This is a genomic window from Collimonas pratensis (assembly GCF_001584185.1).
GTDB classification, from domain to species: Bacteria; Pseudomonadota; Gammaproteobacteria; order Burkholderiales; family Burkholderiaceae_D; genus Collimonas; species Collimonas pratensis.
In genome coordinates, this window is the sequence record NZ_CP013234.1 from 2734010 (window position 1) to 2747010 (window position 13001).

Sequence of the window (13001 nt, forward strand, 5' to 3'; positions counted from 1 at the left end):
GCCCGGATCAGAACTTATAGTTCACGCCGGCCGATACGCCTTGCACATGCCCGCCCGCGTAACAGTTGGGCGCACCCGATGCGATCGTCTGGCCATCGTGGCAATCGGTGGTGACGCCACGTCCTCCTGCACCCAGGTCATAGTGGGCCAGAGGGCGGTTGACGGTTACCGCATAGTCCGCGTACCAGGTGGTCTGCTTGTCGATCTTGTGCTTGTAAGCGACCGTATACATATTGGCGCCGTTGTCCGGGTTGCTGGTGCCGATGCCATCCAGCGGGCTGGTATTGTGCTGGCCGGGATCGCCGGGCGTGGCGTTGGCATGGGCCCAGCCGAACGACAGGCTGTCGTTCGCCGTCAGATCTTGCGTCAGCGCCAGCCAGTAACCGTTGCGCGAGCGCTCGTTCTGTTCCGCCAGGTAGGCCGGGATATTCCTGCGCATCACCTCGTAGATGGCGCTGACCGTGGTTTTGGTGGGGAAGGCGTACTGCACCCCGACTTTATAGGCATACTCGTTGCCGACATCGTTCTGATCCAGGCCGGTTGGACTGGCCAGCGCCTGCGGGGTGGCGGCGACGTCGCCGGTGCGGTTCACGCGGGAATGCAGCTCATAGGCGCCGGTCACATACAGCGGCCCGTTTTCATAGGCCAGATTGGCGCTGTAGGCGCTGCCGTAACTGCCGTCGTTGCAGGCGATAGGGCCGCCGCCGCTGCCGGGAATATTGCCGCCGGTGCAGCTGGATTCGCCGCTGGCCTGGATCGAATTTTCATAGCCGCGGTTCTGGCCCGGCGAGATCAGTGCATTGAAACTCCATCCGTTCCACTTGGGCGATTCGTACCAGAGCGCATGGTCAAGGCGGGTGCCGAACTCGACCCGGTTATCGCCGCCGGTATTGCCCATGATGACCGAGTAGTCGCCCCACATGCCGGAGAATGGATTCATGCGCGCGGTGGAGGTTTTGTACGGGGCGTCGGTCTTGCCCAGCTTGAGCGCGCCCCAGCGGCTGTCGGCCAGGCCGAGGTAGCTGTTGCGCGAGGTCAGCGCGCCTTTGACCGTGCTGTCCTGGGCGCTGGTGGAGTTGGACGAACCGGCGGTGGCGGTAATGTCGATCTGCGTTTCCAGCTGATACACCAGCGACATGGTGTCGCTGAACGGATGCTTGCCGCGTATGCCGACATAGGACAGGTTAGTCGATAAATCGGATTGCCAGCCGTTGTGGCCGACCGGCGAGACGACCCGGGCGCCGCCGACATCGTCATAGGAACTCTTGAAGCCCTTGCTGCTACCGTCGGCCGACACATCCAGGTTGCCGTAAAACTCGATATCCTTGATCGCTTCGAAGAATTTCCTGGCGCGGTCGCTGACCGCTTGCGGCATGGCCGCTACCGTATCCGCGGGGCTTTCCTTGGCCACCGGTTGCGCCGCGGTGTCCGCCACTTGCTGCAGTTTTGTGGTCAATAACTTTACTTGTTGTTCCAATGCTTCGATACGGGCGTCGGTGGCCGGGTCGGCCATGGCGGCGCCGCATGACATGAGCGAGGGGATTGAAAAAGCAGCAAGCAGTGCCGCTCGCTGCGGCTTTAATTTGAATATCATGAGGTCTCCATCGTTATAGAATAATTTTGTGTACGACGATTCAGAGTGCTGCCGCCGGTAGCTGCAGGGCGTTGACCTGGCTCAAGTTTTTGGAAAATAGCGACGGCGTCGTGTTTGAAATGGAAAGCTTTTGTGGTTAATTCGCCGCACTTGCATGCGGCACAGAGGCAGGGGCGGGGCTGCCAGGCCTGTTTCGTAATCGATGTGTAATGCTCTTGCTGTACCATCCGCACTGAGCTGCATCCGGATACCACGAATTCCCATCTCAACCAGCAGGGGCCATATGAAATACACCGCTTCATTGATCGCCGCAACCGCACTGGTGGCAGGCTGCGCCAGCCAGCCGGCAGCTACCGGCACAAGCCATTATGCAAATCTCAAGACGCTCGACGGCAAGCCGCCGCTGATCATCGGTCACCGCGGGCTGGCCGGGCTGTATCCGGAAGAAGTGATTGCCGGTTACCAGGCCGCGATCGCCGCCGGCACCGATTCGTTGGAAATGGACCTGATGTCGTCTAGCGATGGCGTGTTGTTCGTCTGCCATAACCCATTCCTGAGCGACACCACCGACGTCGCCAGCCATCCCGAATTCGCCGCGCGCAAAAAATCGCGCACGGTCGACGGCGTAGCGATTGCGCCGGAATGGTATATCAGCGACTTCACCGCCGCCGAGCTGAAGACTTTGCGCGTCAAGCAGCCGGTCGCCGGCCGCAGCCATCAGTACGACGGCCTGTATCCGATGGCGACGCTGCAGGAAGTCATCGACCTGGCCAAGGCCACCCGCGCGGCCGATCCCAAGAGCACGCTGACGATTTATCCGGAAACCAAGAATCCGATCTACCAGCGCGCGCTGGGCGTGCCGCTGGAAGAAAAGCTGATCGCGATGCTGGAGAAGGAGGGGTGGAACAACCACGATTCCCCGGTGTTCGTGCAGTCGTTCGAACCGGAGAGCCTGAAGCTGATGCGCCGTCTCGGCCTCAAGACCAAGGTGGTGCAATTGATGGATGGCGACGGCACGGATTTCAAGACCGGCGTCATGACTTACGGCTCACCTGATACTGCCAAGCCTTTTTCCTGGCTGCAAAAAGGCGATCCGCGCACCTTCGCGGCAATGGCGACGCCTGAAGGCCTGGCCGAAGTCAAGACCTATGCCGACGGCATCGGTCCATGGAAGCTGTACATCCTGCCGCCGCAGGGCGTGGATGCTGCCGGCAACGCCGTGAAGAAGCTGTCGGATGCCTCCAACATGGCTCCGACCAGCCTGATCGCCGATGCCCATCGCCTGGGCTTGTTGGTGCATCCGTTTACATTCCGCGACGAAGCGGCGCGTTTAACGCGCACGTACAACGGCGATCCGAAGGCCGAATACAAGGCCTATTTCGACCTTGGCGTGGATGGCGTGTTTACCGACTTCACCCCGACCGCCAAGGCGGCGCGGGACGAATGGCTGGCGGCAAAGCAAGCCAGGTAATGCCTTCCCAAGCGAGTCGCATCGAGCCGTAGCGACTACGGCTTGAATCGGAGGCCGCCGCTAGGCGTGGTAACGATGACCCTGCCTGGCAAGTGGGGAGTCCGGCTTGAGCGGCCTTCACGATAAGTATCTGTCATGACCGGCATCGGCAGCGGGCTGGCCGCATGCGCTTGCTGTTCATCGGCATAGTGCTGCCTGCGTAACGATTCGCCTAGCGCGGAGGCGGGTAAATGACGGCTTGTGAATGGAGGCAGGGTATGCCGGCCGTGCAAATTGTCCAGATGTTCGGCGCGATCTGGCCGCGCTGCCGGCGTCATGCCATGCCGGGAAAAGTCGCAAAAGCCTATGTCTTTGCGCATGGAGGAATACGGCGCCCGCAACGATTCGCCGGGCCCGCCACGGAATTTCAAACCATCCGGCGTCACGCCGATCCGGAAGCCGACGCTATTCTCGCCATAGCTTGGCATGCTGCGGCAGTCATCGCTCTCGTCCCGCAGAAAAATCCCGGTTTTGGCCGCCGGCGCAGCTTTTCTGATTCGCGACGATAATAGTCTCTCGCGATCAGCTGGCGGCAAGGCGTCGAAAGCGCGTCTGGCCTTGGTGCGGTTCAGGCTATCAAAAGCATTCCTGGCTTTGAGGCGGTTTTCTGAGGCAGAAAATTCGGGGTCGAGGTCGACAGCCGAGGTGGGTGCAGGTGCGGTAAGCAGGCCGGCAACAATCATGGAGCTTGTACGAAACAGGCGGGGCAAGCGCTTTCTCATAAGATTTCCTTAAAGCAGTGAGATGTAGGCTGGCGACACGGCTGGCAAAACGGGGCTGGAGCGATCGTTGCGGCTGAACATCTGTCGAGACGTGCGGCGTATATCGATGCGAAGGATATCCGCAGTGCGGATAAAATTTACAAGCTGATTTACGGGTAAACCAGCGAGACTGAACTCTCGCTATCATTATATTACAGACAAGAATTGTTATCAATTGTGAAAAGTGAACTCGGCGGAATAAAAAACTGGATTGCTTCCGGCGTGACTGCAGCGGCGTTTGCGCTGTCGCTGCCGGCGGCGGCCTCCGACTTGACCGTGCTCACCTCCGGCGCATACAAACAAGTCGTAGCCGCCATGGCGCCGCAGTTCGAAGCCAGCAGCGGCAACAAGATCATCTTGCAAAACGATACCGCCGGCGGTATCGCCCGTCGCATTGAAGGCGGTGCTGCGTTTGACGTAGTGATCATGACGCCGGATCTGATCGCACAACAGGTCGCCGCACAAAAAGTGAGCGCCGCCAGCGTAGTGAACCTGGCGCGAGTGGGCATTGGGGCGATGGTCCTGGCAGGCGCGCCGCTGCCGGACATCAGTACCGTGGCGCGTTTCAAGCAGGCTGTGCTCAACGCCAGGTCGATTGCCTATATCGATCCCGCTGCGGGCGGCTCCAGCGGCATCTACATGGCGCAGCTGTTCCGGCAATGGGGAATTGCGGATGACATCGCGCCCAAGACGGTGAAAGTGCAGGGTGGTTACGTGGCCGATCATCTGTTGAACAATGAGGCGACGCTTGGCTTCCAGCAGATCAGTGAAATCCTGGCGGTCAAAGGCGTGACGCTGATAGGACCTTTGCCGGCCGAGATCCAGAATTTCACCACCTACACCGCAGCCATCAGCGCCGCCAGCAAGCAAGCGGTAGCGGCGCAGGCCTTGCTGCGTTTGCTGGCAAGCCCTGAAACGGCACGCGTGCTGCAGGAAAAAGGAATGGAAGCGATCAAGCCTTAGAGCAAATCGATTGTGCTAAACCACAAGGAGAATGTCGTGCAAGGAAAATGCAAATCATTATTGATGTGCGCCGCATTGCTGGCGTCTGTGGCTTTCCATGGCAGCAGCGCCATGGCGCAGTCGGTGGCGGCTCCCGCTGCCGGCAATGCGGTGGCGACGCCGGACAATGCGCTGTTGCTGACCGTGTTCTTGAAGCACGACCAGTCGCGCCCGCTGGGCGAGCTGAACGCCCAGCTTGCCAAGCAAGGTTTTTACAAGGCATTTCCGCCGGCCGGCGTCGAGGTAGTCAGCTGGTATGTCACGATGGGAATCGGCCAGATCATCACGCTACGCTTGCCGGCCTCACGCCTGCGCGAGGTCAACCGCGTGCTCGAAGATACCGCCTGGGGCAGCTACCGGACGGAGTTCTATCCCTCCTATGACTATAAGGCGGTAGCGCTGGCTGAGCACGACAAGGCGCAGTAAGCGTGCTCATTTTTTTGAATAGCGAATTCCGATAAAAGGTATGCCGGCATTGTGGAGCACATGAAACATCCGTTTGAAACGCTGACCTTGAAAACAGCACGCATTCCCGCAGGAACCATCGCCATGCGGGACGACAGGACTGGCCGCCGATGGCTGGTCAAACTGCCGTCCTTTGCGATCGGCTGCTATCCCGTCACCCAGGCGCAATATGGCGAGATCTGCGGACAGTGGCCGTCGTCGCATGCCGCTGCCCAATGTCCGGTAGAGAATGTCTCCTGGATTGATGCTGTCCGTTTCTGCAATTTGCTGTCCCGGGCGGAGGGCCTTGCCGACGGCTACCAGATCCATGACGACGAAACGGCCGCCTCGCTGATTCCCGGAAGCTGGGGCTATCGCCTGCCCAGCGAAGCTGAATGGGAGTATGCCTGCCGCGCCGGCAGCAATGGCCCGAGATATGGCGAACTCGAGGATATTGCCTGGTATCGGGACAACTCCCGCGGCAGCACTCAGGATGTCGGGCAAAAGCAGCCTAACGCATGGGGGCTTTACGATACCTTGGGTAATGTCTGGGAGTGGTGCTCGGACTTGTACGACCCTGAAGTGTATGGTGCCTATCGCGTGTTTCGTGGCGGCGGCTGGTCCGATCTGGAAAGAGGCTGCCTGGCCAGCAATCGCCGGCGCAGCCATCCGACCTTTGCCATCGACGACCTCGGCTTCCGGATTGCCAGGTCGCTTGAGCAGGGTTAGCGGGGGATTGAGGTATCGGGGTATTGGTGCTTGCGGCTGGCCCGCGCGCCAGTGAATTCCAGCGATGACGCCCCCATGATTCCTGATGGAGTGCGGAAAATCGCTTGATTTATTCAATATTTCAACTATCATTGAAATATGAAAACAAAATCAGTCGTTACCGCGCTGGCAGCGCTTGCCCAGGATTCCCGCCTGGCGATCTTCCGCGCACTGGTGCAAGCCGGCCCCGAAGGACTACCTGCTGGAAAAATCGGGGAGATTACCGATATCTCTCCGTCTTCCGTATCGTTTCACATGAAGGAGTTGTCGCACGCAGACATGGTGACGTCCCGCAATGAAGGGCGATTCGTTATTTATTCTGCCAATTTCACCACCATGAACGCCTTGCTGGCGTTCCTCACTGAAAATTGCTGCGGCGGTAATCCTTGCCTGCCGCTCTGTACCCCTGGCTGCGCTCCTGCTGAAAGCGCTTCATCATGAAAAGTCTGCAGGTCGCCGGGCGCTGCCCGGGTGTATCCATGAATTTGTTCGAGCGTTACCTGACTGTCTGGGTCGCCTTGTGCATCGTCGCCGGCATCTTGCTTGGGCAGCTGTTTCCCACCGGCGTGCAGGCAATCGGCGCGCTGGAAATCGCGAGGGTCAACTTGCCGGTCGGCTTGCTGATCTGGGTAATGATCATCCCGATGCTGCTCAAGATCGATTTTTCAGCGTGGAATCAGGTCAGGGGGCATGTCCGCGGCATCGGCGTGACGCTGTTCATCAACTGGGCGGTCAAGCCGTTCTCGATGGCTTTGCTCGCCTGGGTATTCATCCGCCACTGGTTTGCGTCGTATCTGCCGGCCGAGCAGCTCGATTCCTACGTCGCCGGCCTGATCCTGCTGGCCGCCGCGCCATGCACGGCGATGGTGTTCGTGTGGAGCCGCCTGACGGGCGGCGATCCGTACTTCACGCTGTCGCAAGTCGCCATGAACGATTTGATCATGGTATTCGCGTTTGCGCCGCTGGTCGCTCTCCTGTTGGGCGTATCCAGCATCGCGGTGCCGTGGGCGACACTCCTGACTTCGGTGTTTTTGTATATCGTGGTTCCGGTAATCATCGCTCAAGTCTGGCGCAAGTCGCTGCTGCGGCGTGGTCAAGCCAGCTTCGATAAACTGATGGAACGTATCCAGCCCTGGTCCATTTCGGCGCTGCTGCTGACACTGGTGCTGTTATTTGCCTTCCAGGGCAATGCCATCATCGAACAGCCGCTAGTTATCGGCTTGCTGGCCATTCCCATCCTGATACAGGTGTTTTTCAATTCCGCGCTGGCCTACTGGCTCAACAAGATTGTCGGTGAAAAGCATGCCATTGCTTGCCCCTCGGCGCTGATCGGGGCCTCCAATTTCTTTGAGCTGGCGGTGGCCACGGCGATCAGCTTGTTCGGCTTTAAATCCGGCGCTGCGCTTGCCACCGTGGTCGGGGTCCTGATCGAGGTGCCGGTCATGCTGCTGATCGTCGGCATCGTCAACCGTACCCAGGGCTGGTACGAAGGGCGCTGAAGAAAAGGCACTGAACCAAGGACGCAAGACCTGTCACATCGCAAAATCCAGAGAGAGTAGAGCCATGAACATCACGATTTACCATAATCCAGATTGCGGCACCTCCCGCAATACGCTGGCGCTGATACGCAACAGCGGCGTCGAGCCGGAAGTTATCGAATACCTGAAACAGCCGCCGTCGCTAGCCACCCTGACCACGCTGATTACCGATGCAGGGCTCTCGGTGCGCGCTGCGATCCGACAAAAAGGCAGCCCCTACGCGGAACTGGGCCTGGATGTGCCGGACCTGAGCGATGCGCAATTGCTGGACGCCATGCTGGCCCATCCGATCCTGATCAACCGGCCGTTTGTCGTCACGCCACTCGGCACGCGGCTGTGCCGTCCGTCCGAGCTGGTGCTGGATATCCTGCCGTTGCCGCAACAGGCCGCGTTTGTAAAAGAAGATGGCGAAGCCGTGATCAATGCGGAGGGACAGCGTGTCAAATAGCCTGCCCGATTTACCGAACATCGACGCCGGACACTTCCGCGTGCCGGCCGCCGCTGATTTTTCCGCTACGCCGCGCTCTACGCATGCACCACGCTTCCTGCTGCTATATGGCTCTTTGCGTGAGAAATCCTATAGCCGTCTATTGACGATGGAAGCGGCGCGTCTGCTGCAAGCCATGGGCGGGGAAACCAGGATCTTCGATCCGCGCGGCCTGCCGCTGCCGGACGGCGAACCGGAAAGCCATCACAAGGTGCTGGAACTGAGAGAGCTGGCGCAATGGGCAGAAGGCATGGTCTGGACCTCGCCCGAGCGCCATGGCGCGATGAGCGGCATCATGAAGGCGCAGATCGACTGGATTCCTTTGTCTATCGGTGCGCTGCGGCCGACGCAAGGGAAAACCCTGGCAGTGATGGAGGTGTCCGGCGGCTCGCAGTCGTTCAATGCGGTCAATCAGATGCGCATCCTGGGCCGCTGGATGCGCATGATCACCATCCCCAATCAGTCCTCGGTGGCCAAGGCGTTCCTGGAGTTTGACGACGACGGCCGCATGAAACCATCGTCTTACTATGAACGCGTGGTCGATGTGATGGAAGAACTGTTCAAGTTCACCTTGCTTACCCGCGACGTTTCTTCGTTCCTGGTGGATCGTTACAGCGAACGCAGGGAATCCGCCGCCGAGTTAAGCAAGCGGGTAGCGCAAAGATCGATTTAAGCAGAAGCGCGGCGCTGCTGGCCTGGGCTGGCATCGAAGTTTGAGGGCGATGCTTCAGATGACAAAGAATCCATGGCTACCGTCGGCCGCCAGTTGCGCCACCAGGCCGTATTCCCAATCCAGATAGGCCTGCATCGCGGCAACCGGATTGTCGGTGCCTTCGTACGGCCGCCGGTAGCGGTCGATGCGCGGCGAGGCCAGGGTGGTTTCGCCGGACTCCAGCGGCAAGCCGGCCGCAATCCATGCTGCAGTGCCGCCTTCCAGCACGAACACCGGCTTGTCGGTCAGCTGTTGCGCATCGCCGGCGGCGTAAGCTGCCAGCAGGCTGCTGCCGCAGGTCAGCACGTAACGTTCGACTGGTTCCGCCGGTTCCGCCGCTGCATTCTGTTGCAGCACGGCCGCCAGCTGCGAGCGCAAGGCAAAGCGGGCGCCGGGAATGTGCTGCTTGACGTAGTTGGCGCTGCTGGTGAAATCGAGCAGGACGGTGGCGGCCGGCGCCTCCTGCAGCCAGCGCGCCAGCTGCTGTGCAGTGACGGTCTCATGCGGCGCGACCGGCGGCAACTGTTGGGCCGGGTTGCCGCTGGTGCTGAAATGCTGCGGCTGCAGGCCGTCCAGCACATGGACTTCCCAACCCATCTGCGCCAGCCACGAGGCCGTCATGTTGGCGCGCACACCATCGTCGTCAGCCAGCACGATGCGGGCCCCGCGCACCGGCGCCACATGGTCGGTTTCCTGCACCAGCTGGCCGCCCGGGGCCGAACTGAAGCCGGGCAGGTGGCCGCGGCTGTATTCTTCCGGAGTGCGGACATCAAGGTGGTATGTGGTGCGGCTGCGTTCCTGTTGCCAGCGTTCCAGCGTGGCCAGGTCGGCGCGGCCGACGCCGGCACGGTCCGCGACCTGCCGCCCGGCGCTGGCGGCCTGCGCATGAGCTACGCCGCCAGGCTGGTCCAGCGGGCGTTCGCTGAATCGTTGCGTCTTGCCATGTTCCAGCTGCTGGCCGGCCAGGGTCCAGCCTATGGTGCCGTTGCGCAGGGCGCCGACCGGATTCGGAATGCCGGCGTTGATCAGCGACTGGCTGCCGATGATGCTGCGGGTGCGCCCGGCGCAATTGACGATGACCCGGGTTTCCGGGCGCGGCGCCAGCGCCCGCACGCGTAGCACCAGTTCGGCGCCGGGCACGCTGACGCTACCGGGGATGCTCATGGTGTGGTACTCGTCGAAACGGCGCGCATCGAGCACCACCACGTCGGCGTCGGCATCCAGCAAGGCCTTGACTTCAGGGGCCGACAGCGACGGCGTGTGGCGTTGCGATTCCACCAGTTCGCCGAAAGCCTTGCTGGGAGCGTTGACGTCGCGGAAGATTTCGCCGCCGGCGTCGCGCCAGCCCTGCAGGCCGCCGGCCAGCAGATGCACCGCGCTGTAGCCGAGCTGGCGCAAGCGTTGCGCCGCGGCCAGGGCCAGTCCTTCGCCGTCGTCGTACACCACGATGCGGGTGTCGCGGCGCGGGATGCGGCTATAGGCTTCCAGCTCTATGCGTCCCAGCGGCAGATTGGCGGCGAACAGCGGATGGGCTTCGGCAAAAGGCGCTTCTTCGCGCACATCCAGCAGGGCCAGCTCCCGGCGCTGCAGCAGCGCGGCGTGGATTTCTTCGAACGAGAGCGTGGCAAAGGCGGTGTCGGCGTTGTGTGTAGCGGTCATGGTTGTTTCAATTCCTTGGAGCGGTCCCAGATGTTCGGCAAATGGGTGTTGGAGTAGCCGGAGATGAGGGTTTTGCGGCTGCCATCTTCGGCAAATACCGAGCGTTGCACGGCACCGATATTGGCGCCATAGACATGGATGCTGACCGAGACGCTGTCGGCCAAGGTGTTGTGCACCTTGTGGATGTCGCCCAGGCCGGGCGACAGCAGCTCCACCGCGCCCGGCGTCAGCTTGACCGCCGCGCCGCTGGCCTGCAAACGGCCATCTTGCGTGTAGCGGTAGGCTTGCGAGGTTTCGGCGCCGCGCAGCATGCCGATCAAGCCCCATACCGTATGGTCGTGGATAGGCGTTGCCTGTCCCGGTCCCCAGACAAAACTGACAATAGAGAAACGTTCGGCGGAATCGGCATGCAGCAGGTATTGCTGGTAGCGTTCAGGCTGCGGCTGGGCGTAGGCATCCGGCAGCCAGTCGTCTACGGCGATCAGTTGGCGCAGCAAGGCGCCGCCGTCGCGCAGGATCTGCACCTCTGGCGGCTTGCTGTCGAGCAGCGCCGCGAATGCCGTGACAAAATGGCGCAGCCGGCCGGGATTGGGGGCGTGAGACATGTTCTCCTTTCTTGTTCCGATGCGCAGATCTGTTGTGCCAAGACATACAGCTTAATCGCGGGCAAAGCCAGATTGAACGAATTATTTACTATTTTCATATCCGCGTCTTCCGGGGTAAAGTAGGTCCCAAGCTGGAGCCGGCCCGACGATCTGGTTGAAGAGCTCCATGGAAAACAGAGATAGGATCACATAAATATGGCAATCCCACAGACAATGCTTTCGGTAGTAGCGCGCGACGAGGTGCATTTGCAGTTCATGCTGAAACAGGGCTGCGACCTAGGGCAACTGTTCAAGACGCTCGGCAAGCTCTGGGAAGCGGAAATTACCGGCATTGCCGATCCGACGCTCAACCGCCATCATCAATTGACCGGCGGCAGCGCCAATGTGGTCCTGGGGTTCAAGCCCGAGCTGTGGCGGCAGGTCTGTCCGGCGGATGTTCCAGACAATCTTCATTCTTTCGACCAGGATGTCGTCAGCGCCAGCGGCAAGGCCGCCCCCGCCACCCAGCAGGATCTGTGGCTCTGGATCACCCAGTCAAACGCCGCAACGCTGTATGACAGCATGAGCAAGGCCATATCCTTGCTGAGCCCGTTTGCCGATCTTGTCAGTGAACAGATCTGCTTCCCTTATCACAACAATGTCACCTTCGACGGTTTTGCCGATGGCGTCGCCAATCCCAATCCGTTTCGCGCCAACAGCGTGGCCGTCATTCCCGACGGTGAAAAAGGTGCGGGCGGATCGACCGTGCTGATCCAGAAATGGCGGATGGAGGTTGATAAACTGCGCAGCTTGCCTGTCCACGAGGCCGAAAACGTCTGGGGCAGGACCAAGGCCGGCAGCCACCAGCTATCGCCTTTACCGGACGATTCTCACGTCGGCAGGAACCAGTTCAGAAGAAACGGCGAAGAAAAAGACATCGTCCGCAGGAACGCTAATTACGGTAACGCGAAAGAAGCGGGAATCATGTTTGTCGGTTTTTGCAACGATATCTCGGTCACCATGGGGATGCTTGAACAGATGTACGGCGTCGGCCCGGATGGCGTCTCTAAAACCGACCGGCTGCTGGATTTCTCTACCGCGCTTTCCTCGGCGATCTATTTTGTGCCTAGTCTGGATGCATTGTCGAAAATGAACATTTCACCCGCCGATCCCGACTAGAGCGATTGTTGTCGCGTGGATATCCAAGGACTGGGTTCCCGGCTTCGCGGGCAGACCGCCAAATAATCAAATTGCTGTGCAACCGCGCATTTTTTCTGAAAACGGTATATGATGACCGTCATGCGAAATAAATCAACCCATCCAGGCGCCAAGCGCGCCACCCAGAGTCGCAAGGAAGCGACGCACGAGCGCATCGTCGAGGTGGCTGCGCGCGCGATCCGGCGCAGCGGGTATGCCGGCACCGGGGTGGCGGATATCATGAAGGAGGTCGGGCTGACGCACGGCGGTTTTTACGCGCACTTTGCCTCCCGCGAGACACTGCTGGCCGAAGCAGCCGACCGCGCCGGCGCCGAAGCGGTCAGCCTGTCGGCCGACATCGCCGCCGCCGCGGCGCCAGAGCAGTCCTTGCAAGCGGTGATGCAAGCCTATCTGTCGCAGCAGCACCTGGAAGACGTTGAGAACGGCTGCCCGGTGGCCGCGCTTGGCTCGGAGATGCACCGTCAGGCGCCGGAGGTGCGGCATGCGGCCACGCGCCACATCAAGGCCATGATCGATATGGTGGCCCGCCAGTTGCCCGATTGGGGAACGCCCGATGCGCACCAGCAGGCCATGTTCATGGTCAGTTCGATGGTCGGCACAATGATGATGGCGCGCGCGGTCGATGATCCCAGACTGTCCGAGGCCTTGCGCGTAGCCGCGCTCAAGCATTTTTCAGAGGTTGGCAAATAAGGCTGGCCTGGCGGCCCGTGTTCCGGGCTTTTTT

The 13001-nt window shown here is 60.6% G+C and carries 14 protein-coding genes; 10 read left to right on the plus strand and 4 right to left on the minus strand.

What is annotated here, in order from left to right; genetic code table 11:
* Window positions 1-7: 7 nt before the first annotated feature.
* Window positions 8-1594 (minus strand): porin, encoded by a 1587-nt coding sequence (locus CPter91_RS12425; protein ID WP_061940617.1) that lies wholly within the window; start codon window positions 1592-1594, stop codon window positions 8-10.
* A gap of 283 nt (window positions 1595-1877) precedes the next feature.
* Between CPter91_RS12425 and CPter91_RS12430 the strand changes: the two genes are divergently transcribed.
* Window positions 1878-3065 carry a glycerophosphodiester phosphodiesterase family protein gene (locus CPter91_RS12430; RefSeq protein WP_061940620.1) on the plus strand — a complete coding sequence of 396 codons (1188 nt, stop codon included), beginning with the start codon at window positions 1878-1880 and terminating at the stop codon, window positions 3063-3065.
* Window positions 3066-3100: 35 nt separating this feature from the next.
* Here CPter91_RS12430 and CPter91_RS12435 read toward each other — a convergent pair whose 3' ends face one another.
* Window positions 3101-3826, minus strand: a complete 726-nt coding sequence (locus CPter91_RS12435) for a hypothetical protein (RefSeq protein WP_150119674.1) — start codon at window positions 3824-3826, stop codon at window positions 3101-3103.
* A gap of 216 nt (window positions 3827-4042) precedes the next feature.
* Between CPter91_RS12435 and CPter91_RS12440 the strand changes: the two genes are divergently transcribed.
* From CPter91_RS12440 to arsH, 7 genes are all read left to right on the plus strand, one after another.
* Window positions 4043-4828 (plus strand): molybdate ABC transporter substrate-binding protein, encoded by a 786-nt coding sequence (locus CPter91_RS12440; protein WP_236906023.1) that lies wholly within the window; start codon window positions 4043-4045, stop codon window positions 4826-4828.
* Window positions 4829-4891: 63 nt separating this feature from the next.
* Window positions 4892-5293 (plus strand): hypothetical protein, encoded by a 402-nt coding sequence (locus CPter91_RS12445; RefSeq protein WP_061940629.1) that lies wholly within the window; start codon window positions 4892-4894, stop codon window positions 5291-5293.
* Between the two features lie 60 nt (window positions 5294-5353).
* Window positions 5354-6040 carry a formylglycine-generating enzyme family protein gene (locus tag CPter91_RS12450; RefSeq protein ID WP_061940632.1) on the plus strand — a complete coding sequence of 229 codons (687 nt, stop codon included), beginning with the start codon at window positions 5354-5356 and terminating at the stop codon, window positions 6038-6040.
* A 138-nt stretch (window positions 6041-6178) separates the two neighbouring features.
* Window positions 6179-6520 carry an ArsR/SmtB family transcription factor gene (locus tag CPter91_RS25690; protein WP_082792803.1) on the plus strand — a complete coding sequence of 114 codons (342 nt, stop codon included), beginning with the start codon at window positions 6179-6181 and terminating at the stop codon, window positions 6518-6520.
* The gene (gene arsB, locus CPter91_RS12455; protein WP_061940634.1) at window positions 6517-7578 is read left to right on the plus strand and encodes an ACR3 family arsenite efflux transporter; all 1062 of its coding nucleotides are present in this window, start codon (window positions 6517-6519) and stop codon (window positions 7576-7578) included. Before CPter91_RS25690 ends, arsB begins: the two co-directional genes overlap by 4 nt.
* Before the next feature lie 64 nt (window positions 7579-7642).
* On the plus strand, window positions 7643-8065 hold the full coding sequence (gene arsC / locus CPter91_RS12460; protein WP_061940637.1) for an arsenate reductase (glutaredoxin): 423 nt from the start codon (window positions 7643-7645) through the stop codon (window positions 8063-8065).
* Window positions 8040-8777 (plus strand): arsenical resistance protein ArsH, encoded by a 738-nt coding sequence (arsH, locus tag CPter91_RS12465; protein WP_061940639.1) that lies wholly within the window; start codon window positions 8040-8042, stop codon window positions 8775-8777. Before arsC ends, arsH begins: the two co-directional genes overlap by 26 nt.
* A gap of 54 nt (window positions 8778-8831) precedes the next feature.
* Here arsH and CPter91_RS12470 read toward each other — a convergent pair whose 3' ends face one another.
* Together CPter91_RS12470 and CPter91_RS12475 are read right to left on the minus strand one after the other, a co-directional pair.
* A complete protein-coding gene (locus CPter91_RS12470; RefSeq protein WP_061940641.1) occupies window positions 8832-10475 on the minus strand; it encodes a rhodanese homology domain-containing protein in 1644 nt (547 codons plus the stop codon).
* Complete coding sequence (locus CPter91_RS12475) at window positions 10472-11080, minus strand: cysteine dioxygenase family protein (protein ID WP_061940643.1); 609 nt, start codon at window positions 11078-11080, stop codon at window positions 10472-10474. Before CPter91_RS12475 ends, CPter91_RS12470 begins: the two co-directional genes overlap by 4 nt.
* A 195-nt stretch (window positions 11081-11275) precedes the next feature.
* On the opposite strand from CPter91_RS12475, the gene CPter91_RS12480 reads away from it, so the two are divergent.
* Window positions 11276-12238: a Dyp-type peroxidase gene (locus CPter91_RS12480; protein ID WP_082792805.1), complete on the plus strand. Its 963-nt coding sequence runs from the start codon at window positions 11276-11278 to the stop codon at window positions 12236-12238.
* Window positions 12239-12346: 108 nt separating this feature from the next.
* Window positions 12347-12967 (plus strand): TetR/AcrR family transcriptional regulator, encoded by a 621-nt coding sequence (locus CPter91_RS12485; RefSeq protein WP_061940647.1) that lies wholly within the window; start codon window positions 12347-12349, stop codon window positions 12965-12967.
* Window positions 12968-13001 lie beyond the last annotated feature (34 nt).